This is a genomic window from Klebsiella sp. CN_Kp100 (genome assembly GCF_040065315.1).
GTDB classification, from domain to species: domain Bacteria; phylum Pseudomonadota; class Gammaproteobacteria; order Enterobacterales; family Enterobacteriaceae; genus Klebsiella; species Klebsiella oxytoca.
The window spans coordinates 38,514-61,143 of record NZ_JBEAIJ010000045.1; the positions used below are offsets into that span (position 1 = coordinate 38,514).

Annotated in this window: 21 protein-coding genes; 8 read left to right on the plus strand and 13 right to left on the minus strand. The window is 58.8% G+C overall.

Going from position 1 to position 22,630, the window contains the following annotated elements:
* Positions 1-7 precede the first annotated feature (7 nt).
* Genes sdhA through sdhC form a run of 3 tightly spaced genes read right to left on the minus strand, consistent with a single transcriptional unit; the run spans position 8 to position 2,519 of the window.
* Positions 8-1,774, minus strand: coding sequence for a succinate dehydrogenase flavoprotein subunit (gene sdhA / locus ABLV12_RS20670; protein ID WP_004100279.1), 1,767 nt, complete (start codon positions 1,772-1,774; stop codon positions 8-10).
* Positions 1,774-2,121 carry a succinate dehydrogenase membrane anchor subunit gene (gene sdhD, locus ABLV12_RS20675; protein WP_004100278.1) on the minus strand — a complete coding sequence of 116 codons (348 nt, stop codon included), beginning with the start codon at positions 2,119-2,121 and terminating at the stop codon, positions 1,774-1,776. The genes sdhA and sdhD overlap by 1 nt, the downstream gene beginning before the upstream one ends.
* Entirely contained in the window at positions 2,115-2,519 is a 405-nt protein-coding gene (gene sdhC / locus ABLV12_RS20680) for a succinate dehydrogenase cytochrome b556 subunit (RefSeq protein ID WP_004100277.1), read from the minus strand. Before sdhC ends, sdhD begins: the two co-directional genes overlap by 7 nt.
* A 640-nt stretch (positions 2,520-3,159) precedes the next feature.
* On the opposite strand from sdhC, the gene gltA reads away from it, so the two are divergent.
* A complete protein-coding gene (gene gltA / locus ABLV12_RS20685) occupies positions 3,160-4,443 on the plus strand; it encodes a citrate synthase (protein WP_004100276.1) in 1,284 nt (427 codons plus the stop codon).
* 45 nt (positions 4,444-4,488) lie between these two features.
* On the opposite strand, the gene nei is transcribed toward gltA, so the two are convergent.
* From nei to ABLV12_RS20725, 8 genes are all read right to left on the minus strand, one after another.
* On the minus strand, positions 4,489-5,280 hold the full coding sequence (gene nei / locus ABLV12_RS20690; RefSeq protein ID WP_016807948.1) for an endonuclease VIII: 792 nt from the start codon (positions 5,278-5,280) through the stop codon (positions 4,489-4,491).
* 15 nt (positions 5,281-5,295) lie between these two features.
* Complete coding sequence (gene pcp / locus ABLV12_RS20695; RefSeq protein WP_016807947.1) at positions 5,296-5,940, minus strand: pyroglutamyl-peptidase I; 645 nt, start codon at positions 5,938-5,940, stop codon at positions 5,296-5,298.
* Positions 5,941-5,949: 9 nt separating this feature from the next.
* Positions 5,950-6,945, minus strand: a complete 996-nt coding sequence (locus ABLV12_RS20700; protein WP_004100273.1) for a DUF979 domain-containing protein — start codon at positions 6,943-6,945, stop codon at positions 5,950-5,952.
* Positions 6,942-7,667 (minus strand): DUF969 domain-containing protein, encoded by a 726-nt coding sequence (locus tag ABLV12_RS20705; protein WP_023320579.1) that lies wholly within the window; start codon positions 7,665-7,667, stop codon positions 6,942-6,944. Before ABLV12_RS20705 ends, ABLV12_RS20700 begins: the two co-directional genes overlap by 4 nt.
* Before the next feature lie 66 nt (positions 7,668-7,733).
* Entirely contained in the window at positions 7,734-8,480 is a 747-nt protein-coding gene (gene pxpA, locus ABLV12_RS20710; RefSeq protein ID WP_004100269.1) for a 5-oxoprolinase subunit PxpA, read from the minus strand.
* Positions 8,470-9,402 (minus strand): 5-oxoprolinase subunit PxpC, encoded by a 933-nt coding sequence (gene pxpC, locus ABLV12_RS20715; protein WP_004100268.1) that lies wholly within the window; start codon positions 9,400-9,402, stop codon positions 8,470-8,472. The genes pxpA and pxpC overlap by 11 nt, the downstream gene beginning before the upstream one ends.
* Positions 9,396-10,052 carry a 5-oxoprolinase subunit PxpB gene (gene pxpB, locus ABLV12_RS20720; protein ID WP_004100266.1) on the minus strand — a complete coding sequence of 219 codons (657 nt, stop codon included), beginning with the start codon at positions 10,050-10,052 and terminating at the stop codon, positions 9,396-9,398. The genes pxpC and pxpB overlap by 7 nt, the downstream gene beginning before the upstream one ends.
* A 15-nt stretch (positions 10,053-10,067) precedes the next feature.
* Entirely contained in the window at positions 10,068-10,811 is a 744-nt protein-coding gene (locus ABLV12_RS20725; RefSeq protein ID WP_004100265.1) for a type 2 GTP cyclohydrolase I, read from the minus strand.
* Between the two features lie 270 nt (positions 10,812-11,081).
* Here ABLV12_RS20725 and dtpD point away from each other — a divergent pair, with 270 nt between their 5' ends.
* A complete protein-coding gene (dtpD, locus tag ABLV12_RS20730) occupies positions 11,082-12,563 on the plus strand; it encodes a dipeptide permease DtpD (RefSeq protein WP_064355368.1) in 1,482 nt (493 codons plus the stop codon).
* Here dtpD and phrB read toward each other — a convergent pair.
* Positions 12,532-13,974: a deoxyribodipyrimidine photo-lyase gene (phrB, locus tag ABLV12_RS20735; RefSeq protein ID WP_142447640.1), complete on the minus strand. Its 1,443-nt coding sequence runs from the start codon at positions 13,972-13,974 to the stop codon at positions 12,532-12,534. The genes dtpD and phrB overlap by 32 nt on opposite strands.
* A 254-nt stretch (positions 13,975-14,228) precedes the next feature.
* Positions 14,229-14,435 carry a DUF2517 family protein gene (locus tag ABLV12_RS20740; protein WP_004100261.1) on the minus strand — a complete coding sequence of 69 codons (207 nt, stop codon included), beginning with the start codon at positions 14,433-14,435 and terminating at the stop codon, positions 14,229-14,231.
* 310 nt (positions 14,436-14,745) lie between these two features.
* Between ABLV12_RS20740 and kdpF the strand changes: the two genes are divergently transcribed.
* Genes kdpF through kdpE form a run of 6 tightly spaced genes read left to right on the plus strand, consistent with a single transcriptional unit; the run spans position 14,746 to position 22,533 of the window.
* Entirely contained in the window at positions 14,746-14,835 is a 90-nt protein-coding gene (gene kdpF / locus ABLV12_RS20745) for a K(+)-transporting ATPase subunit F (RefSeq protein ID WP_016807944.1), read from the plus strand.
* A complete protein-coding gene (gene kdpA, locus ABLV12_RS20750; protein ID WP_348867303.1) occupies positions 14,835-16,514 on the plus strand; it encodes a potassium-transporting ATPase subunit KdpA in 1,680 nt (559 codons plus the stop codon). The genes kdpF and kdpA overlap by 1 nt, the downstream gene beginning before the upstream one ends.
* Positions 16,515-16,535: 21 nt before the next feature.
* Entirely contained in the window at positions 16,536-18,584 is a 2,049-nt protein-coding gene (gene kdpB / locus ABLV12_RS20755; RefSeq protein ID WP_004111433.1) for a potassium-transporting ATPase subunit KdpB, read from the plus strand.
* 10 nt (positions 18,585-18,594) lie between these two features.
* Positions 18,595-19,170 carry a potassium-transporting ATPase subunit KdpC gene (gene kdpC, locus ABLV12_RS20760; protein WP_016807942.1) on the plus strand — a complete coding sequence of 192 codons (576 nt, stop codon included), beginning with the start codon at positions 18,595-18,597 and terminating at the stop codon, positions 19,168-19,170.
* Between the two features lies 1 nt (position 19,171).
* A complete protein-coding gene (gene kdpD, locus ABLV12_RS20765) occupies positions 19,172-21,859 on the plus strand; it encodes a two-component system sensor histidine kinase KdpD (protein WP_016807941.1) in 2,688 nt (895 codons plus the stop codon).
* Positions 21,856-22,533, plus strand: coding sequence for a two-component system response regulator KdpE (gene kdpE, locus ABLV12_RS20770; RefSeq protein ID WP_004100256.1), 678 nt, complete (start codon positions 21,856-21,858; stop codon positions 22,531-22,533). Before kdpD ends, kdpE begins: the two co-directional genes overlap by 4 nt.
* The last annotated feature ends 97 nt before the right edge of the window (positions 22,534-22,630 follow it).

Below are 22,630 nucleotides of genomic sequence, written 5' to 3' on the forward strand. Positions count from 1 at the left end.
CTCCGCATTAATAAGTACGAATCTTCGGCGGGAATGCCGGACGCAGTTTCGGTTCCATATTGACGCTACGACGCGTCATGGATTCCGACTCTGGCAGATACAGGGAATGGCACAGCCAGTTTTCATCATCACGATCCGGGAAGTCGAAGCGGCTATGCGCGCCGCGGCTTTCGGTACGATAATTTGCAGACATTGCGGTGGCGTAAGCGGTTTCCATCAGGTTATCCAGCTCCAGGCACTCAACGCGCTGGGTGTTGAACTCGCTGGAAGTATCATCCAGACGGGCGTTTTTCAGGCGCTCGCGGATGGCTTTCAGCTGCTCAAGGCCCTTCGCCATCGCATCCCCTTCGCGGAATACCGAGAAGTTATGCTGCATACACTCTTGCAGCGCTTTGCGGATTTCGACCGGATCTTCGCCATTCCGGTTGCCGTTCCAGCGGTTCAGACGTTCCAGAGAAGCGTCGATCTCGTCATCCGTCGCATCGCGCAGTACGCCCTGCTCGGCGATAGACTCTTGCAGATGCAGACCTACCGCGCGGCCAAAGACCACCAGGTCAAGCAGCGAGTTGCCGCCCAGACGGTTTGCGCCGTGTACCGATACGCAGGCGATTTCGCCTACCGCAAACAGCCCCGGAATCACCACGTCTTCGCCCTGCTCGTTGACGGTCAGCGCCTGGCCGCTCACTTTGGTCGGAATACCGCCCATCATATAGTGGCAGGTTGGAATGACCGGAATCGGCTCTTTCACCGGGTCGACGTGGGCAAAGGTACGGGAGAGTTCCAGGATACCCGGCAGGCGGGACTCAAGCACTTCTTTACCGAGGTGATCGAGTTTCAGCTTGGCGTGCGGGCCCCACGGACCGTCGCAGCCGCGACCTTCACGGATTTCGATCATGATGGAACGCGCCACTACGTCGCGACCCGCCAGGTCTTTCGCGTTCGGCGCATAACGCTCCATAAAGCGCTCGCCGTGTTTATTCAGCAGATAGCCGCCTTCGCCGCGGCAGCCTTCGGTCACCAGAACCCCCGCCCCGGCAATACCGGTCGGGTGGAACTGCCACATCTCCATATCCTGTACCGGAACGCCGGCGCGGATCGCCATGCCAACGCCGTCGCCGGTATTGATATGCGCATTGGTGGTGGACTGATAAATACGGCCGGCGCCGCCGGTCGCCAGCACGGTAGCGCGGGCTTTGAAGTAAACCACTTCACCGGTCTCGATGCACAGGGCGGTACAGCCGACCACCGCGCCATCGGCGTTTTTCACCAGATCCAGCGCGTACCACTCGGAGAAAATCGTGGTGTGATTTTTCAGGTTCTGCTGATAGAGAGTATGTAGCAGGGCGTGACCGGTACGGTCAGCCGCCGCAGCGGTACGTGCCGCCTGCTCGCCGCCGAAGTTTTTCGACTGGCCGCCGAACGGGCGCTGATAAATCGTGCCGTTATCGAGACGCGAGAACGGCAGACCCATATGGTCCAGCTCCAGAATCGCTTCCGGGCCGGTTTTACACATATATTCGATGGCATCCTGATCGCCAATGTAGTCCGACCCCTTAACGGTGTCGTACATGTGCCATTCCCAGTTATCTTCATGGGTATTACCGAGCGCGACGGTGATACCGCCCTGTGCGGAAACGGTATGGGAACGGGTCGGGAAAACTTTGGAGAGCAGCGCACAGCTTTGGCCGCTCTGGGAAATCTGCAGCGCCGCGCGCATACCTGCGCCACCGGCACCAATCACAACTGCATCAAATTCTCTGACAGGCAATTTCATTACACACCCCACACCACAACAAATCCATAAAGAACGTAAGCCACCAGCGCAACAACGATCAGCAGTTGCAGAATTAAGCGCACGGCCAGTGGTTTAACGTAGTCCGTTAACACCTGCCACATGCCGATCCAGGCGTGGATCAGAATGGAAACGAGAGCCAGCAGGGTGAAGACTTTAGTGAACGCGGAGGAGAAAAAGCCCGTCCAGACTTCCCATGAAATTTCACCAGTGGTGGCAAAGAAGCCAACCATATAGATGATGTAGAGGGTCAGAACGATAGCGGTAGCACGGACCAGAATAAAGTCATGTACGCCGTTGCGTCCTAGTGCTGAGGCGTTGCTTACCATACGAGGACTCCTGCGAGAAGTGAAAGCACGACAGTAATAACAAAAGAAATTTTGGCGGAGCGTGTCCCTGATTCGAGAGTTTCTGCAAGATAGCCAAAATCCATCAGCAGATGGCGGATACCGACCACCGCGTGATACGCCAGCGCGGTCAGGATGCCCCACATGATGAATTTCACAAAGAAGCTATCCATAATGGATGCCGCTGTGAGGAAACCTTCGGGAGAGGAAAGGCTGGTGCCCAGCAGCCAAAGCAGAATCCCGATCGCCACGAAGGTGATCACTCCGGATACGCGATGGAGAATGGACGCTATCGCCGTGATTGGGAACCGGATCGTTTGCAGATCCAGATTGACAGGTCTTTGTTTTTTCACATTTCTTACCATGAATAACGCCCACATGCTGTTCTTATTGTTTCCTTCCTCCGGTCTGCTTGCGGGTCAGACAGCGTCCTTATCTATAACTAAAAGTCATGTTAAAACGCCTTTCCAGGAGTTAAAGCGTGACAAAATAACGCTGGGTGGCTCGGGATTGCAGGGTGTTCCGGAGACCTGGCGGCAGTATAGGCCGTTCACAAAATCATTACAATTAACCTACATATAGTTTGTCGGGTTTTCTCCCGAACAGTGATCTATGTCACGATAACAACATATTTTTAATTTTTAATCATCTGATTTGACAAATATTAAACATTATTGTTACAACCATTACCAGATAAATGCAATAATACGCAAAAGTTATGGGGTCACTCTTTTACCTGAGAATAAGTTATGCAACAGTGAGAGAGTATTGACCGATGTAATCAGGACAGTTATTAGTGGTATATAGTTTTATAATATTCGGGCTGCTAAAACGCTGATTTGCTGCTGTTTCATCGTAGGCTGAAGACGTACCATCAAGCGCCCTTGCTCTGTACCCTGCCCCTTTCGCGACGCAGAGCGATGTGCAACATAACAAACTGGTAACGTCATCTGCTACGGGCCGAATGCAAATCCACCACCCCGGCAGTCTTAAGCAATAAAGGCGCTAAGGAGACCATAAATGTCTGATGCTAAAGCAAAAATCACCCTGGGTGGTGATACTGCTATTGAACTGGATGTGCTAAAGGGCACTCTCGGTCAGGATGTTATTGATATTCGTAGTCTTGGTTCAAAAGGCGTATTTACTTTTGACCCTGGTTTCACCTCAACCGCATCCTGCGAATCTAAAATCACCTTTATCGACGGTGATGAAGGTATCCTGCTGCACCGCGGTTTCCCGATCGATCAGTTAGCAACCGACTCTAACTATCTGGAAGTATGCTACATCCTGTTAAACGGTGAGAAACCGACCCAGGCACAGTACGACGAATTTAAAACCATCGTGACGCGCCACACCATGATTCACGAGCAGATCACTCGTCTGTTCCACGCGTTCCGCCGCGATTCTCATCCGATGGCCGTCATGTGCGGTATTACCGGCGCGCTGGCTGCGTTCTATCACGATTCGCTGGATGTAAATAACCCACGCCACCGCGATATCGCCGCATTCCGTCTGCTCTCCAAGATGCCGACGATGGCGGCAATGTGTTACAAATATTCCATCGGCCAGCCTTTCGTTTATCCGCGCAACGACCTCTCCTACGCGGGTAACTTCCTGAATATGATGTTCTCCACGCCGTGTGAAAAATATGAAGTGAACCCGATTCTGGAACGCGCCATGGACCGTATTCTGATCCTGCACGCCGACCACGAACAGAACGCTTCTACCTCCACCGTGCGGACTGCCGGCTCTTCCGGCGCCAACCCGTTCGCCTGCATCGCTGCGGGCATTGCTTCCCTGTGGGGGCCGGCACACGGCGGCGCCAACGAAGCGGCGCTGAAGATGCTCGAAGAGATCAGCTCCGTTGAACACATTCCGGAATTCGTCCGTCGCGCGAAAGACAAAAACGACTCTTTCCGCCTGATGGGCTTTGGCCACCGCGTGTACAAAAACTACGACCCGCGCGCCACCGTGATGCGTGAAACCTGTCATGAAGTGCTGAAAGAACTGGGAACGAAGGACGATCTGCTGGAAGTAGCCATGGAGCTTGAGCACATTGCGCTCAACGATCCGTACTTCATCGAGAAGAAACTCTACCCGAACGTCGATTTCTATTCCGGTATCATCCTCAAAGCGATGGGCATTCCGTCTTCGATGTTTACCGTTATCTTCGCGATGGCGCGTACCGTGGGCTGGATTGCGCACTGGAACGAAATGCACAGCGATGGCATGAAAATCGCCCGTCCGCGTCAGCTCTATACCGGCTACGAAAAACGCGACTTCAAGAACGATATCGCTCGCTAAGTCAGCTTTCGCAGCGACAAAAAACGCGCCTGAAGGCGCGTTTTTTTATTGCTGGCATCCGGGGCACCAGTAAAACGGCCGCGACGATAGCATGGTCCTCTCGATAATCCCGCCGCAGCGCTCGCAGACCTCACCCTGGCGATGAAAAACCTTAAAGCGAAACAGCGCGCCGTGGTGCTTATTGTCGTCCACCAGACCGCGCGTGTTATAGGACAAACGCGGGATCTCCAGCAGCGCATGGGCCAGCGCATCGAGCTGCTTTTCATCCAGTTCAGAGGCTTTGTGACGACCGGTTAGCCCAACCTGCCAGAGGATCTCCACGCGCAGATAGTTGCCCAATCCGGCAAGAAACGCCTGATCCAGCAGCAGTCCGGAGAACTGGCGGTTGCGGAATTTCGCCGACAGCAGCCGCTCTTTAACCTGTTCAACGCTAAGGCTCATATCGAGCACATCCGGTCCGACCCGCAGCAAAAATGGATGTCGGGCGAGCTGCTCGGGCGTCAGCATTTCAATATCGGAGGCGCTGTAGAGCAAAATCGCTCTACGCGCCGTCTGCAGCCGAACGCGCAACACGCGCGTGGTTTCTGGCTGCGCCCCCGCGTCCACCACTCGCCAGACGCCATACAGCTGATTGTGGCTATACAGCGTTAATCCGCCGGAGAAATGGGTCAACAGCGCCTTACCGCGTGTTTCAATGCGTGTTACTCGCTGGCCGACAAGCTGGGATTGATAATGTTGTAACTGCGGGAAGGCGAACCACGCCTCAGTCAGGGGTTCGCCTTTAATCGCCGCTTCCAGGCTATCCGCCGCACGGCGAATTTCCGGACCTTCCGGCATAATAATATCCTTGTGTTAATGCGTTGCGCCGCCGCCGATTTTCACGTCGCCATCCTGCTGCAGGGCAACGGCGATAGCCGTTTCCAGCGCCGCACGCACCGTCTCTACCGCCATACTGGCGGCACCGGGGTGAGCCGCAGCCTGCTCAGGCAAATACGGAATATGGATAAACCCGCCCTTCACGCCGCTGCTGTTACGCAGGCTATGCAGCAGACCGTACATCACGTGATTACAGACAAACGTCCCGGCCGTCTGCGATACCGACGCCGGGATCCCCTTGCTGCGCAGCGCGGCAACGATCGCTTTGATCGGCAGCGTGCTAAAGTACGCCGCCGGACCGTCAGCCACGATCGGTACGTCAATGGGCTGCAGACCTTTATTGTCCGGGATCCGCGCATCATCGACGTTGATCGCTACTCTTTCAACGGTGATGTCGACGCGACCGCCTGCCTGACCAATCGCCAGGATCAGGCGCGGCTGCAGCTCATCCAGCGCGGCGTTCAGCGCCGTCAGGGCATCGCCGAAGACGCAGGGCAGCTGCCGCGCCACCGCCGGTTGCCCGGCAATGATAGCGCCATCCAGCTGCTTTACCACTTCCCACGAAGGGTTAACCGCTTCGCCGCCGAACGGTTCAAAACCGGTAATCAATACGCCAGCCATCATCCCTCCTTACAGGAACATCAGGAAATAGAGCAAAAATACGTTCACGATAAGCAACATAATGCCGGTCGGCACCTGAGCTTTGATCACCGCGTTTTTGTCCGGCAGCTCCAGCAGCGCGGCCGGGACGATATTGAAGTTCGCCGCCATAGGCGTCATCAGCGTTCCACAGTAGCCGGAGAACATGCCAATTGCCGCCATCACCGCCGGGTTACCGCCGTGCTGCAGCACCAGAATCGGGATCCCGACCCCTGCCGTCACGATGGGGAAAGCGGCAAACGCGTTGCCCATCACCATCGTCAGCAGCGCCATCCCAAGGGTATAGACGGCGACGGCGATAAACCGGCTGTCCACCGCCAGATAGTGCTGCGTCAGCCAGGAGATGCTGTTGCCGACGCCCGCGGCGGTAAACAGCAGCCCAAGAACCGCCAGAATTTGCGGCAAAATAAACGCCCAGCCCACAGAATCCAGCAGACGGCGAGCTTCCTGTAACGGCTGAACCGCCGTTTCATGGGTCATGCGGATAGCCATCACCAGACCAATCAACGTGCCCGCGGTCATTGAAAACAGCGTAATCAGCGTGGCGTGATTGCCCGGGCCAAAGATGGCGACCTGCAGCGAGGGCAAATTATTAAACAGCAGGACGCCGATCACCGTCACTACCGGGATCGCCAGCGCCGGGAAAAACAGCCGATTGCCGAGGCGCGCGGCGCTGGCGCTGCGTTCTTCCTGCGAGCGCTGGTGATAACGACCGAGACGCACGCCGCCAAATCCGGCGATCAGCGCCAGCACCACGACCACCACGCCAACGCCGATATTGACGAGGCGCTTGTCGCCGACCAGCGCATAGGTCCAGTCGCCGAACAGAAAGACCACGCCGTACAGACCCCAGAACAGACCGGTTGTCAGCCTGCGCGGATTAGCCTTATCGCGCCATGACATCACCGCCACCACCAGCAGAACGACGCCCGCCAGCCAGTACAGCCAGGTTTGCTGAAAATTCATGCGGCACCGCCTTTCGCCTGTCCGGCGTTAACCTTGTCCAGCTCGCGCTGGAGATGACGGTCGAGGCGCCACAGGCGGGCAGAGTGGATCAGGAAGGCGCATACCGCCGTTGGGATCCCCCACAAGGCAATATGCAGCGGCTCAGTCTGAATGCCCCCCGACTCCAGCATAAAGTTATGCATAAAGATAATCGCCCCGAAGGCAACGAAAATATCTTCGCCGAAGAACAGGCCCACGTTGTCGGTGGCCGCCGACATCGCGCGCAGGCGATAGCGGACATTTCCCGGCAAGGCGCCAAAGTTTTTTTCCGCCGCCCCTTCCGCCATCGGCGCCAGAAGCGGGCGCACCATCTGCGGATGACCGCCCAGGCTGGTAAGGCCCATCGCCGCGGTCACTTCACGCACGAAAAGATAGACGATTAGCAGACGACCAGCGGTGGCGCTGCGGATTTTCGCGATCCACGTCTGCGCGCGCTCTTTCAGACCGTGCCGCTCCAGCAGGCCAATCACCGCCAGCGGCAACAGAAGAATAAACGGCAGATTGCGGGTATTGAGAAATCCTTCACCCAGCTTCTCCAGAATGGTCGCGATCGGCATATGCGCCGTCAGACCCGTGATGATCCCGGAAACAATAACCACCAGCACCGGGTTAAAACGCAGAACAAATCCGACCACGATCGCGGCAATGCCGATCAGCGGCCAGAGAGATAATGACTCTCCCATAATTACATCCTGTATGTTGTTGTGAAGTGTTGTTTGTTGTTAATTTATTGATTAATAATATTATTTTTATTCTTCTGCTTCCGCGCTCACCTGAATGTTACGTCCGGCGAACGCCGCGCGCAGGCGACGCGCAAAATCCAGCGCATGCTCGCCGTCGCCGTGCAGACAAACGGTTTCCGCCACCACGTGCGCCCATTCGCCGGTGATGCTGCGTACCCGGCTGTGCTGCACCATTTCCAGAGTTTGCGCCAGCGACTGCTCTTCACTCTCGATCAATGCCCCAGGCTGGGTGCGCGGCACCAGGCTACCGTCCGCCAGATAGCCGCGGTCGGCGAAGACCTCCTGGCGGGTGGTCAGTTGATAACGCTGCCCGGCGCGAATCAGCTCGCTGCCCGCCAGGCCCACCAGCACCAGACCGGCGTCAACGTCATATACCGCTTTGGCGATAGCGTCAGCAAGCTGCGGATCTTTTGCCGCCTGGTTATAGAGCATGCCGTGCGGTTTGACGTGCTGTAGTTCGCCGCCCTGCGCGCGCACCAGCGCCGCCAGTGCGCCCACCTGATACAGCGTTTGCGCATAAACCGTCTCCGGCGGCAGCTGCATCGCCGTGCGGCCAAAATTTTCCCGGTCGGGGAAGCTGGGGTGCGCGCCCACCGCGACGCCATATTTCAGCGCTTCGCGCACGCACTGCAGCATCATCACCGCATCGCCCGCATGGAAACCGCAGGCGATATTGGCGGAAGAGACCAGCTGCAGTAGCGCGCTATCGTTGGCGCAGCCTTCGCCAAGGTCGGCGTTTAAATCAATCTTCATCGTTCAGTCTCCATGCCAGTTGTTCAAAATAACGTTGCCGGTCGGCGCGCGCCTTCAGCGCCTCCTCCAGAGAGCAGGGAACAAAGTGGATCGGCTGCCCCAGCGGGATTTGCGCCAGCTGATACATATCGGCCTCGATAATCGTCGCGATGCGCGGGTAACCGCCGGTGGTCTGGGCATCGTTCATCAGTACGATAGGTTGACCGTTATGCGGAACCTGCACCACGCCAGGCAGCAGACCGTGCGAAAGCATCTCGCGATCGGTCGTCCGCTTCAGCGGTTGCCCCTGCAGACGATAGCCCATGCGGTTGCTCTGCGGGCTAAGCTGCCACGGCGAACGCCAGAAAGTGTCCTGCGACACGCTGTCAAACTCCTGATACTCGGGGCCGGGCAGCGCGCGGATGCGGTTGCCGATGGGCAGTTGCTTCACCCCGCGCGGCCCGCGGAACTGCTTATCCGATTTCCCCAGCTTCAGTCGGTCTCCATCCTGCAAACGTCGACCTTCCAGACCGCCAATACCCACTTTCAGATCGGTACTGCGCGAGCCCAGCACCTTCGGCACCGCGATGCCGCCCGCCACTGCCAGATAGCTGCGCACGCCGTGCTGTGGATTCTTGAGCACCAGACGCTGCCCGGCCTTGACCGCCGTCCGCCAGCCCACCCACACCGGCTCGCCGTCAAGCTTCGCCTCGCAGGCGGCGCCGGTGAGCGCGAACCAGCCGCTGCGTTCAAATTGAATATCCACCTGGCCCAGCGTGATCTCCAGCGCCGCGGCATTGGCCCCGTTGCCCACCAGCAGATTCGCGGTAACCAGCGCCGGTTTATCCATCGCACCGCAGCGGCTGATGCCCAGTTGACGCAGACCTTCACGCCCGCCGTCCTGCACCGAGGTATACATCCCGGCACGGATGATTTTTAACATACGCCCTCCTTTTGCGGGACGAAACGCACTCTGTCGCCGGAGCGCAGCAGCACCGGCTCCTTGCGCTTCGGATCAAATAGCGCCAGCGGCGTTCGGCCCAGCAGCTGCCAACCTCCCGGCGTCGCCAGCGGATAAATCCCGGTCTGCGCTCCGCCGATCCCCACCGAACCCGCCGGCACCAGCAGACGCGGTTCCGCCCGCCGCGGCATCGCCAGGCGCTCCGGCAGGCCGCCGAAGTACGGGAACCCCGGCTGGAAGCCGAGGAACCACACCACGTACTCCACCGATGAATGCAGCTCCACCACCTGCTTTTCGCTCAGTCCGCTGTGACGAGCCACTTCCCCCAAATCCGGACCGCCTTCGCCGCCGTAAACGACCGGCACCAGAATCTCCCGCGATTCCGGTTCGAGCGTATCGCACTCCTCCCACCAGATTTGCAGGCGCTCGATCGCGTCCCACGCCGTCTGCTGGGGATTTCGCAGTATCACGGTAATGTTGTTCATACCCGGAACGGCTTCCACCACCTCGGTATGACCAACCAGCCGTTGGGCTAATCGCCAGATCCGCTTCTGACTCTCCAGCGTCACCGGAGGTTCAAGCTCCAGTACGACTGCCGTTTCACCTAATAAATAACAACGCGCTCGCTGCACTTTTACCTCCGTTCATCAGGCCGGGTTCGGGATATCAATAAAGGTGACATCCAGCTCGGTATTTTCCGTCAGCCATTCGCTTAGCGCGCGAATTCCGCCACGCTCGGTGGCATGATGTCCGGCGGCGTAAAAATGCAGCCCCTGCTCGCGCGCCGAATGGATGGTTTGCTCTGAAACTTCGCCGGTAATAAATGCATCAACGCCAAAGCGGGCTGCGCTGTCGATAAAGCTCTGGCCGCCGCCGGTACACCAAGCCACGCGGGCCACTTTGTCCGGCCCGGTGTCGCCGCACCACAGCGGTTTGCGCCCCAGCCGCGCTTCAATCCACGACGCCAGCTCCAGGCCCGAGACCGCCATCGACAGTTCGCCCCACGGCACCAGCGGTTCAATTTCGCCCATCACGTTAATGCCGAGCAGCGACGCCAGCTGGGCGTTATTGCCCAGCTCCGGATGGGCATCAAGCGGCAGATGCCAGCCGTAAAGGTTGATGTCATTAGCCAGCAGCGTTTTGAGGCGATTACGCTTCATGCCGCGAATAATCGGCGACTCGCCTTTCCAGAAGTAGCCGTGGTGGACGATGACCGCATCCGCCTCAAGACGGACGGCCTCATCAAGCAGCGCCTGGCTGGCGGTTACGCCGGTGACGATTTTCCGAACCGTCTCGCGACCTTCCACCTGGAGCCCATTGGGTGCGTAATCACTGATGGCCGCGCTATTGAGTTTTTCATTAATCAGTTGTTCCAGTTCACTATTTTTCATTGCCGTTCCACCAGGTCATCGTTTTATGCAGAGGAATAACATAACGGTATCCGCCCAATCCGTCGATAGTCCTGCCGCGTCGCCGTCAATTTTGCCCATTCACAAAATCCCGCAATTTGTCTACTCACTCCCTCGCGCATTCGTGTATATTTATGCACTATTACAGCATATTAAATAACCAGAAAGCCTATAAGGCCATGAATATCACTAGCGAGTGGCTATTCATGCAAAAAGATCGACTTTCATTTTTATGGCAGGACAAAGCGTTTCATGAACACACAATCTTCACAGCCGCGGGCGATTTATTACGTCGTCGCGCTGCAAATCTGGGAATACTTCAGTTTTTACGGCATGCGCGCGCTGCTCATTCTTTATCTCACCAATCAGCTCAAGTATGACGATAATCATGCCTATGCGCTGTTCAGCGCCTACTGTTCTTTAGTCTACGTCACGCCGATTCTCGGCGGCTTCCTGGCCGATAAGCTGCTGGGCAACCGTATGGCGGTGATGCTCGGCGCGCTGCTGATGGCCATCGGCCATCTGGTGCTCGGCGCCAGCGAAATCGCCCCCACCTTTCTCTATCTGTCGCTGGCGATTATTGTCTGCGGCTACGGGCTGTTTAAATCCAACGTCAGCTGTCTGCTCGGTGAACTGTATGAACCCACAGACCCGCGTCGCGATGGCGGTTTTTCGCTGATGTACGCGGCGGGCAACGTCGGGTCTATCGTCGCGCCAATCGCCTGCGGCTACGTACAGCAAGAGTACAGCTGGGCGATGGGCTTCGCGCTGGCGGCCGTTGGCATGATTGCCGGGCTGGTGATTTTCCTCAGCGGTAATCACCATTTCCGCCACACCCGGGGCGTGAATCGCGAAGCGCTGCGGGCGCGGAGTTTTGTCTTACCGAACTGGGGCTGGCTGCTGGTTCTGCTGATCGCCGCGCCGCTGCTGATCACCGTGCTGTTCTGGCAGGAGTGGTCGGTGTACGCGCTGATTGTCGCGACGGTGATTGGTCTGGCGGTACTGGCGCGGATCTACCTGCGGGCAGAGTCCGCCAGGCAGCGTAAAGAGCTGCGCCTGATTATGGTGCTCACCTGCTTCAGCCTGCTGTTCTGGGCCTTTGCGCAGCAGGGCGGCAGCTCTATCAGCCTGTACATCGACCGTTTTGTTAACCGTCATTTTATGGGCTATGAGATTCCGACCGCGATGTTCCAGTCGGTCAATGCCTTTGCGGTGATGCTCTGCGGGGTGGTTCTGGCGTGGCTGGTGAAAGAAAACATCAACGGCAACCGTACCGTGCGCATCTGGGGTAAGTTCGCGCTGGGCCTTGGCCTGATGAGCGCCGGGTTCTGCATCCTGACCCTTAGCGCACGTTGGTCAGCCGCCTATGGGCACTCCTCAATGCCGCTGATGGTGCTGGGTCTGGCGGTGATGGGGTTTGCCGAACTGTTTATCGACCCGGTGGCGATGTCGCAGATTACCCGTATCGAGATCCCCGGCGTGACCGGCGTGCTGACCGGCATATATATGCTGCTCTCCGGCGCTATCGCCAACTATCTGGCTGGGGTTATTGCCGATCAAACCTCGCAGGGATCGTTCGACGCCGCTGGAGCCATCAACTATTCAATTAATGCCTACATTGAGGTGTTCAGCCAGATAACCTGGGGCTCGCTGGCCTGCGTCGGCCTGGTGCTGGCTATCTGGCTGTATCACTCCGTTAAGATCAGGGCTCGCCGCCTGGCGATGGAGTCTTAACTTCTCTGGCGGCTTCCCAGGCCGCCAGCGTCTCCAGCCGCGCCTGTTTGTGATCGACAATCGGGCGCGGATAATCCAGCGTTACGCCCTGTTTCTCCGCCCACAGCCACGGTTGATGCAGCGCTTTCTCAGGCACCCCGACCAGCTCCGGTAGCCATTGACGAATAAACTGCCCCGCTTTGTCGAAGCGCTCTCCCTGGGTCGTAGGGTTAAAAATACGAAAATAGGGCGCGGCATCGGTGCCGGTCGAAGCCGCCCACTGCCAGCCGCCGTTATTCGCCGCCAAATCGCCATCTATAAGCTGTTCGATAAAATAGCGCTCCCCCAGCCGCCAGTCGATGCGCAGATCTTTCGCCAGAAAACTGGCGACAATCATCCGCAGGCGGTTATGCATCCAGCCGGTCGCATTAAGCTGACGCATCGCGGCGTCGACAATCGGGAAGCCGGTTTGCCCACGCTGCCAGGCCTGAAGCGCGGTTTTATCGTCCAGCCAGGCAACCTTATCGGTCCAGCCAATAAAAGGCCGACCTTTACACAAGTCCGGGTAGTAAACCATCAGGTGGCGATAAAACTCGCGCCAGATAAGCTCGTTGAGCCATACCGCTCCGGCTTCGCCATCCAGCGCCCGCGGCAGCTCCACCAGTAAGCGGTGCAGACACTGGCGCGGCGAGAGCGCGCCCACCGCCAGGCACGGCGACAGCCGGCTGGTCCCTTCGATGGCCGGAAAATCGCGCTGCTGTTCATATTCGGCGGCCTTTTGCTGGCAGAAGCCGCGAAGCCGGGCGATAGCGCTTTTTTCATCCGCGGCGAACAGTTCGCTATCAAATGACGTCTGTGGAAAATCTATTTTTACTGCAGACGAGGCTGTGATGGGCCCACCCGCACGGACTTTCGGCGCGGCGACGCACTCCGGCAGCGCCTCCTGTAAACGCCGAATAAAAGCATTTTTAAACGGCGTAAATACCTTATACATTTCGCGGCTGCCGGTCAGCACGCTGCCGGGCGGCAGCAGCACGCTGTCATCAAACCCCTGACAGGTCACCTCTGCTAAGGTTCTCTCCACCGCCGCATCGCGCTGGCGCTCATTGATTTCATACTGGTAGTTGTAAAACAGATGCGTCACCTGCTGCTGCCGGCAAATGCTGACGAGTAGCTCTACGCTGGCGGTGAAATCTTCAGCATGTTCAATCTGCAGCGGGATCCCCTTTTCGGCCAGCGCCGCTTGCAGGCTGTGCAGATGGCTGACCATAAACGCCGCCTGGCGCGGCGCCATACCGTGCTGACGCCATTGCCCTGGCGTGGCGATGAATAATCCCAGCACCCTGGCATGCGGATCGCGGCAGGCGGCGGCGAGCGCCAGGTTATCGTGGATGCGCAAATCCGCGCGAAACCAGACCAGATGGGTGGCCATAACATTCCTTTCATCATGAAAATTGATAAGTTCGACGTATATTTAATCCTCCCGCAGGTTAACCTTCGGGGAGTGAATAAGTGTAAGCCACTCATGGCAAAAAAAAACCGCCGGATAAACCGGCGGCATGATGATAAAGCAATCTGTTGGCACGCTGTGTCGCGAGTCTGGCGGAGGAGACAGGGTAAATAAACCGCAATCTCAATACATTAGCCTGTTTCCACGGCGCGCACGCGCTGAGCCATAAGCCGTTATTAATAAAAATCTGCGGAGGCTTTTTCGGCCTGCGCCATCCATACCGGCTGTTCGCTGGTCTTTGCCCACACGCGGTGCAGCCAGCTGTAAAAACGGGCGCGATCTTTCCAGAACAGCATCACCGGCAGCGCCAGTACGCCAGCCGCCACGGCGAAAGCGCGACGCGCAAAGATGATATGAGCAGGATAAGTTTTGTACAACGCCATAATTTCTCTCCCCTTTGTCAGGCCGGCAAGTAAAGCCGGTAAAGTTAATCTGTTTCTCTGCTTAAAATAGTACCGCTTTGGCTGTAATTTTACTACTCATCCGACCACTAAAAAACGCCTATTCAGGATTTATTTACATTCTTCCGGTAATTAAGTTACATAAAGGTTAAATTAATACTAATCATTAGTTAAATTGTGGTTTTGGCCATTTTTATATTTTTTTTACACCCCCGTGGCTGATTTTTGCGAAATCTTTGCGCCCGACTTCCTATTCTCCTCGTAAATCAAAAAAGACATCCGGAGGTGGATTGTGACTACAGGCGTAATCGCTGGCGTAGCGCTGGTGTTCCTGTTGCTGGTTTATCTGGTTTATGCCCTGATACATGCGGAGGCATTCTGATGGCCGCTCAAGGTTTTTTACTCATCGCGACTTTTATTCTGCTGCTAATGATCCTCGCTCGTCCGCTGGTTACGGCGCTGGCGACGATGATCAACGATATGCCGCTACCGGGTCTGGCCCGGATTGAACGCGGTTTATGGCAGGCAGCGGGGATTCGTTCGCAGGAGATGAACTGGCTCCAGTATTTAGTGGCGATTCTGCTGTTTAACGCGCTGGGTCTGGCGGCGCTGTTCGCTCTGCTGATGTTTCAGGGCTCTCTGCCGCTCAACCCGCAGCATCTGCCCGGTCTGTCATGGGATCTGGCGCTGAATACGGCGGTGAGCTTTGTCAGTAACACCAACTGGCAGGCCTATGCCGGTGAAGCCACCATGAGTAGCCTTAGCCAGATGGCCGGGCTGGCGGTGCAAAACTTCCTCTCCGCCGCTACCGGCATCGCGGTGATCTTTGCCCTCACCCGCGCATACGCCCGGCAGAAAGTCACCGCTCTGGGCAACGCCTGGGTCGATCTGACCCGCATTACTCTCTGGGTGCTGCTGCCGATTTCGCTGCTGATTGCGCTGTTCTTTATCCAGCAGGGCGTGCCGCAAAGTTTATCGCCGAATCAGGAATTTACCTCGCTTGAAGGGGTACGCCAGATGCTGCCGTTGGGGCCGGTGGCTTCGCAGGAAGCGATAAAAATGCTGGGTACCAACGGCGGCGGCTTCTTTAACGCCAACTCGGCGCATCCCTTTGAAAACCCCACCGCGCTGACCAACCTGGTGCAGATGCTGGCGATCTTTCTCATTCCGGCGGCGCTGTGCTTCGCTTTCGGTGAGGCGGTGGGCGATCGCCGTCAGGGTCGGGCGATTCTGTGGGCGATGACGCTCATCTTCATCGTCTGCGTGGCGGTAGTGATGTGGGCAGAAACCCGCGGCAACCTTCACTTGCTGAGCCTTGGCGCCGACAGCAGTAGCAACATGGAAGGCAAAGAGAGCCGGTTCGGTATTCTCGCCAGCAGCCTGTTTGCCGTGGTCACCACCGCCGCGTCCTGCGGGGCAGTCAACGCCATGCACGACTCCTTTACCGCGCTGGGCGGGATGGTCCCTATGTGGCTGATGCAGATAGGCGAAGTGGTCTTCGGCGGCGTCGGCTCGGGTCTGTACGGCATGCTGCTGTTCGTGATGCTGGCCGTGTTTATCGCCGGGCTGATGATTGGCCGCACCCCGGAATACCTCGGGAAAAAAATCGACGTCCGCGAAATGAAAATGATCGCGCTGGCGATCCTCGTTACCCCGACGCTGGTGCTCCTCGGCACGGCGCTGGCGATGCTGACCGAGGCCGGTCGCGCAGGCATGTTTAACCCCGGGCCGCACGGCTTCAGCGAAGTACTGTATGCCGTCACCTCAGCGGCGAACAACAACGGCAGCGCCTTTGGCGGCCTCAGCGCGGCAACGCCATTCTGGAACCTGCTGCTGGCATTCTGCATGCTGGTCGGCCGCTTCGCGGTGATTATCCCGGTGATGGCGATTGCCGGTTCGCTGGTGACGAAGAAGATTCAACCCGCCGGCAGCGGCACGCTCGCCACCCATGACGCGCTGTTTATCGGCCTGCTGATCGGCACCGTGCTGTTGGTCGGCGCCCTGACCTTTATTCCCGCGCTGGCGCTCGGCCCGCTGGCAGAACACTTTTCCTTACTTTAAGCGATTGCGGAGCAACCTGTTATGAGTCGCAAATCATTAGCCCTGCTGGAGCCGACGCTGGTGCGTCAGGCCCTGCTGGACGCCGTGAAAAAACTGAGCCCTGCCGTACAGTGGCGTAACCCGGTGATGTTTATCGTCTGGATCGGCAGCCTGCTCACCACCCTGCTGGCCATTGCCATGGCGAGCGGGCAAATCGTCGGCAGCGCCGGATTTACCGCCGCTATTAGTCTCTGGCTGTGGTTCACCGTCCTGTTCGCCAACTTCGCCGAAGCGATGGCGGAAGGCCGCAGTAAAGCGCAGGCCAACAGCCTCAAAGGTGTCAAAAAGACCGCCTTTGCCCGTAAGCTGCGCGCGCCGCAGCACGATGCGCAAATTGACCACGTCCCCGCCGAAGAGCTGCGTAAAGGTGACGTGGTGCTGGTGGAAGCGGGAGATATTATCCCCTGCGATGGCGAAGTTATCGAAGGCGGCGCATCGGTAGATGAGAGCGCCATTACCGGTGAGTCCGCGCCGGTTATCCGCGAATCCGGCGGCGACTTCGCCTCGGTGACCGGCGGGACGCGTATTCTCTCCGACTGGCTGGTGATCCGCTGTAGCGTCAACCCGGGCGAAACCTTCCTTGACCGGATGATCGCCATGGTTGAAGGCGCTCAGCGCCGCAAGACGCCGAACGAAATTGCGCTAACCATCCTGCTTATTGCCCTGACGCTGGTATTCCTGCTGGCCACCGCCACTATCTGGCCCTTCTCCGCCTGGAGCGGTAATGCTGTCAGCGTAACGGTACTGGTGGCGCTGCTGGTATGCCTGATCCCCACCACTATTGGGGGCCTGCTGTCGGCCATCGGCGTTGCCGGGATGAGCCGCATGCTCGGCGCGAACGTCATCGCCACCAGCGGCCGCGCGGTTGAGGCGGCGGGCGACGTCGACGTCCTGCTGCTGGACAAAACCGGCACCATTACCCTCGGCAACCGCCAGGCTTCGGCATTCCTGCCTGCGCAGGGCGTGGAAGAGAAAACCCTTGCCGATGCCGCCCAGTTGTCGTCGCTGGCCGATGAAACGCCGGAAGGCCGCAGCATCGTCGTCCTGGCCAAACAGCGCTTTAACCTGCGCGAGCGCGATCTCCAGTCGCTGCATGCCACCTTTGTGCCGTTTACCGCCCAGACCCGGATGAGCGGCATCAACATCGACCAGCGGATGATCCGCAAAGGTTCCGTAGATGCCATCCGCCGCCACGTTGAGGCCAACGGCGGCCACTTTCCGGCCGATGTCGATAAGCAGGTTGAAGAAGTGGCACGTCTTGGCGCGACGCCGCTGGTGGTCGCCGAAGGCGAGCGGGTGCTGGGGATTATCTCGCTGAAAGATATCGTGAAAGGCGGCATCAAAGAGCGTTTTGCCCAACTGCGTAAAATGGGGATTAAAACGGTGATGATCACCGGCGATAACCGACTGACCGCCGCCGCTATCGCCGCGGAAGCCGGAGTGGACGACTTTCTCGCCGAAGCGACGCCGGAGGCCAAGCTGGCGTTGATCCGCCAGTATCAAGCGGAAGGTCGGCTGGTGGCGATGACTGGCGACGGTACCAACGACGCCCCGGCGCTGGCGCAGGCCGACGTGGCGGTCGCGATGAACTCCGGTACCCAGGCGGCGAAAGAGGCGGGCAATATGGTGGATCTCGACTCTAACCCCACCAAACTGATCGAGGTCGTACATATCGGTAAACAGATGCTGATGACCCGCGGATCCCTGACCACCTTCAGTATCGCCAACGACGTGGCGAAGTACTTTGCCATCATTCCGGCCGCCTTTGCCGCCGTCTATCCGCCGCTGGCGATGCTCAACGTGATGCATCTGCACTCGCCCTCTTCGGCGATCCTGAGCGCGGTGATTTTTAACGCGCTGATTATCATCTTCCTGATCCCGCTGGCGCTGAAGGGCGTGAGCTATAAGCCGCTGACGGCCTCGGCGATGCTGCGCCGCAACCTGTGGGTCTACGGCCTGGGCGGATTGCTGGTGCCCTTTATCGGTATCAAAGCTATCGACCTGTTATTGACCCTGACCGGGCTGCTGTGAGGAAAAAACCATGTCATTCATTCGTCCTGCTCTTGTACTGTTTATTCTGTTAACGCTGCTCACCGGCGGCGTCTACCCGCTGTTGACCACCGCGCTGGGACAGTGGTGGTTCCCACAGCAGGCCAACGGCTCGCTGGTGCGGATTGACGGCGAAGTGCGCGGTTCCCGTCTCATCGGGCAGAACTTTACCGCGCCGGGCTATTTCCAGGGCCGCCCTTCCGCCACGGCGGAGATGCCGGATAACCCGCTGGCCTCTGGCGGCAGCAACCTCGCCGCCAGCAATCCGGCGCTGGACAACGCCATCAGCGAACGGGTGCAGGCCCTGCGCGCCGCCAATCCGGACGCCAGCGCCACGGTTCCGGTGGAGCTGGTCACCGCCTCGGCGAGCGGACTGGATTACAGCCTGACGCCTGCCGCCGCCCTGTGGCAGGCGCCGCGCGTCGCCAAAGCGCGCCAGCTCAGCGTGGAGCAGGTCACGCAACTGGTGAACGAGGCAACGCAAAAACCGTTGCTCAGTTTTCTCGGCCAACCTGTGGTAAATATACTGCAGCTGAATATGTCGCTGGATGCCCTGAAGGATAAGTAAGATGAGTGATGAGCCGCTGCGTCCGGACCCTGATCGCCTGCTGCAACACGCCGCCGCCCCGCATCGCGGTAAGCTAAAGATATTTTTCGGCGCCTGCGCCGGGGTCGGTAAAACCTGGGCGATGCTGGCGGAAGCGCAGCGGCTGCGCGCCCAGGGGCTGGATATCCTGATTGGCGTGGCGGAAACCCACGGGCGTAAAGAGACGGCGGCGATGCTTGAGGGGCTGAGTACCCTGCCCCAGCGCCGCCTTTCCCACCGCGGGCGCTACGTGAAGGAGTTTGACCTTGACGGCGCCCTGGCCCGCCGCCCGGCGCTGATCCTGGTCGATGAGCTGGCGCACAGCAACGCGCCCGGATCGCGTCATCCTAAACGCTGGCAGGACGTCGAAGAGCTGCTGGAAGCCGGCATCGACGTGTTTACCACCGTTAACGTTCAGCACCTCGAGAGCCTGAACGATGTCGTCAGCGGCATCACCGGCGTGCAGGTTCGCGAAACCGTCCCCGATCCGTTTTTCGACGCCGCCGACGATGTGGTGCTGGTTGACCTGCCTCCGGACGATCTGCGTCAGCGGCTCAATGAAGGTAAAGTCTATATCGGCGGTCAGGCTGAGCGGGCCATTGAAAACTTCTTTCGCAAGGGCAATCTCATCGCCCTGCGCGAGCTGGCGCTACGCCGTACTGCCGATCGAGTCGATGAGCAGATGCGCGCCTGGCGCGATCGCCAGGGCCAGGAAAAAGTCTGGCACACCCGCGACGCCATTTTGCTCTGCATCGGCCATAACACCGGCAGCGAAAAGCTGGTGCGCGCCGCCGCCCGGCTGGCCGCCAGATTGGGCAGCGTCTGGCATGCGGTGTATGTTGAAACTCCGTCGCTGCACCGCCTGTCGGAGGCGAAGCGGCGGGCGATTCTCGCCGCGCTCAGGCTGGCGCAGGAGCTGGGAGCGGAAACCGCCACCCTCTCCGATCCATCCGAAGAGAAGGCCGTTCTGCACTACGCCCGCGAACATAATCTCGGCAAGATAGTGATTGGCCGCCAGCAGAAAAGGCGCTGGTGGGATCGCGGCGGCTTCGCCGATCGGCTGGCCCGTCACGCCCCGGATCTCGATCTGGTGGTGATCGCGCTGGATGAAAAAGCCGCCTCCCTGCCGGCTCGCGCCAGCGATAGCCGGACGGCGATGGATAAATGGCGTCTTCAGCTCCAGGGCTGCGTCGTCGCCATCGCGCTGTGCGCGGTGATTACCGTTGTCGCCATGCAGTGGCTGATGGCCTTTGAGGCCGCCAACCTGGTGATGCTGTATCTGCTTGGCGTGGTGATTATCGCTCTCGTGTATGGCCGTTGGCCGTCGGTACTGGCGACGGTGATTAACGTGGTCAGCTTCGATCTGTTTTTCGTTGCGCCGCGCGGTACGCTGGCGGTTTCAGATGTACAGTATTTACTCACCTTTGGCGTGATGCTGACCGTCGGGCTGCTTATCGGCAACCTCACCGCCGGCGTTCGCTACCAGGCGCGGGTGGCGCGCTATCGCGAGCGGCGCACCCGGCATCTGTACGAAATGTCCAAAGCGCTGGCGGTGGGCCGCAGCCGTGAAGATATCGCCGCCACCAGCGAACGGTTTATCGCCTCGACGTTTCAGGCGCGCAGTCAGCTACTGCTGCCCGATGAGATGAACCGGCTCTCTCCATTGACTCAACCCACCGCGGCCATCACCTGGGACGACGCGATCGCCCGCTGGAGCTTCGATAAGGGGCTGCCCGCCGGGGCGGGTACCGATACGTTACCCGGCGTCCCCTACCAAATCCTGCCGCTGAAAAGCGCCGCCCGTACCTGGGGGCTGGTGGTGGTGGAGCCGGCTAACCTGCGCCAGCTGATGATCCCCGAACAACAGCGCCTGCTGGAAACCTTTACCCTGCTGGTCGCCAGCGCGCTGGAGAGACTGACGCTCACCGCCAGCGAAGAGCAGGCGCGGCTGAACAGCGAGCGGGAAAGCCTGCGCAACTCGCTGCTGGCGGCGCTGTCCCATGATTTACGCACCCCGCTGACGGTGCTGTTCGGCCAGGCGGAAATCCTGACCCTCGATCTTGCCAGCGAAGGGTCGAAGCACGCGCCGCAGGCCAATGAGATACGCCAGCACGTACTGAACACCACCCGGTTGGTGAATAATCTGCTGGATATGGCGCGGATCCAGTCCGGCGGCTTTAATTTGCATAAAGAGTGGTTAACCCTCGAAGAGGTGGTCGGCAGCGCGCTGCGCATGCTGGAACCGGGGCTCGGTGGGCGGCATATTCAGCTCGATCTGCCGGACCCGCTGCTGCTGGTACACGTCGATGGCCCGCTATTTGAACGGGTGCTGATTAATCTGCTGGAAAACGCGGTGAAGTACACCGGGCCGCAGGCGCAAATCGGCATCGCGGCGCATGTCGACCCGCACCATTTATTGCTTGAGGTGTGGGATAACGGGCCGGGTATTCCTCCAGGGCAGGAACAGGCTATCTTTGATAAATTCGCCCGCGGCAATAAAGAGTCGGCGATCCCCGGCGTAGGCCTGGGACTGGCGATTTGTCAGGCCATCGTTGAGGTGCACGGCGGAACGATTAGCGCCGAGACGCGCCCGCAAGGCGGCGCCTGTTTCCGTGTTACACTGCCGCGAGAAGCGCCCCCTGAACTGGAAGAGTTAGCCGAGGAAATGTGATTAACGTTCTGATTATCGAAGACGAAAACGCTATCCGCCGCTTTCTGCGCACCGCGCTGGAAGCCGACGGCATGCGCGTATTTGAAGCAGAGACGCTGCAGCGCGGGCTGATCGAAGCCGCGACCCGCAAGCCGGATTTAGCTATTCTCGATCTGGGTCTGCCCGATGGCGACGGCAACGCGTTTATTCGCGAGGTTCGCCAGTGGAGCCAGATGCCGATTATCGTGCTGTCGGCGCGCACCGAGGAGCAGGACAAAATCGCCGCCCTCGACGCAGGAGCCGATGACTATCTCAGTAAACCCTTTGGCATTGGCGAGCTGCAGGCGCGACTGAGGGTGGCGATGCGTCGCCATGCCGGCGCCCAGGCCGACGAGCCGCGAGTGCGTTTTGCCGATATTGACGTTGATATCCCCGCCCGCCGTATCGTGCGCGGCGATGAAGAGATCCACCTGACGCCGATTGAGTTTCGCCTGCTGGTGGTCCTGCTCAACAACCCTGGCAAAGTGCTGACCCAGCGACAGCTGCTCAACCAGGTCTGGGGGCCAAATGCGGTGGAGCACAGCCACTACCTGCGGATTTATATGGGGCACCTGCGGCAAAAGCTGGAGGCCGACCCGGCCCGTCCGCAGCACTTGCTGACCGAAACGGGGATCGGCTATCGGTTTATGCCCTAGCCGCTGTCCCCGGCTCGCGCTTCGCTTAGCCGGGCTACAGTTCCTGCGCTGTTTCATCGCGGTGGCGCTGCGCTGACCGGGCTACGGGTTCACCGTC

Bases quoted from the DNA above. Each gene is read 5' to 3' on its own strand.
- sdhA (WP_004100279.1), bottom strand. From the start codon at position 1,774: ATGAAATTGCCTGTCAGAGAATTTGATGCAGTTGTGATTGGTGCCGGT.
- sdhD (WP_004100278.1), bottom strand. From the start codon at position 2,121: ATGGTAAGCAACGCCTCAGCACTAGGACGCAACGGCGTACATGACTTT.
- sdhC (WP_004100277.1), bottom strand. From the start codon at position 2,519: ATGTGGGCGTTATTCATGGTAAGAAATGTGAAAAAACAAAGACCTGTC.
- gltA (WP_004100276.1), top strand. From the start codon at position 3,160: ATGTCTGATGCTAAAGCAAAAATCACCCTGGGTGGTGATACTGCTATT.
- nei (WP_016807948.1), bottom strand. From the start codon at position 5,280: ATGCCGGAAGGTCCGGAAATTCGCCGTGCGGCGGATAGCCTGGAAGCG.
- pcp (WP_016807947.1), bottom strand. From the start codon at position 5,940: ATGGCTGGCGTATTGATTACCGGTTTTGAACCGTTCGGCGGCGAAGCG.
- ABLV12_RS20700 (WP_004100273.1), bottom strand. From the start codon at position 6,945: ATGAATTTTCAGCAAACCTGGCTGTACTGGCTGGCGGGCGTCGTTCTG.
- ABLV12_RS20705 (WP_023320579.1), bottom strand. From the start codon at position 7,667: ATGGGAGAGTCATTATCTCTCTGGCCGCTGATCGGCATTGCCGCGATC.
- pxpA (WP_004100269.1), bottom strand. From the start codon at position 8,480: ATGAAGATTGATTTAAACGCCGACCTTGGCGAAGGCTGCGCCAACGAT.
- pxpC (WP_004100268.1), bottom strand. From the start codon at position 9,402: ATGTTAAAAATCATCCGTGCCGGGATGTATACCTCGGTGCAGGACGGC.
- ABLV12_RS20725 (WP_004100265.1), bottom strand. From the start codon at position 10,811: ATGAAAAATAGTGAACTGGAACAACTGATTAATGAAAAACTCAATAGC.
- dtpD (WP_064355368.1), top strand. From the start codon at position 11,082: ATGAACACACAATCTTCACAGCCGCGGGCGATTTATTACGTCGTCGCG.
- phrB (WP_142447640.1), bottom strand. From the start codon at position 13,974: ATGGCCACCCATCTGGTCTGGTTTCGCGCGGATTTGCGCATCCACGAT.
- ABLV12_RS20740 (WP_004100261.1), bottom strand. From the start codon at position 14,435: ATGGCGTTGTACAAAACTTATCCTGCTCATATCATCTTTGCGCGTCGC.
- kdpA (WP_348867303.1), top strand. From the start codon at position 14,835: ATGGCCGCTCAAGGTTTTTTACTCATCGCGACTTTTATTCTGCTGCTA.
- kdpB (WP_004111433.1), top strand. From the start codon at position 16,536: ATGAGTCGCAAATCATTAGCCCTGCTGGAGCCGACGCTGGTGCGTCAG.
- kdpC (WP_016807942.1), top strand. From the start codon at position 18,595: ATGTCATTCATTCGTCCTGCTCTTGTACTGTTTATTCTGTTAACGCTG.
- kdpD (WP_016807941.1), top strand. From the start codon at position 19,172: ATGAGTGATGAGCCGCTGCGTCCGGACCCTGATCGCCTGCTGCAACAC.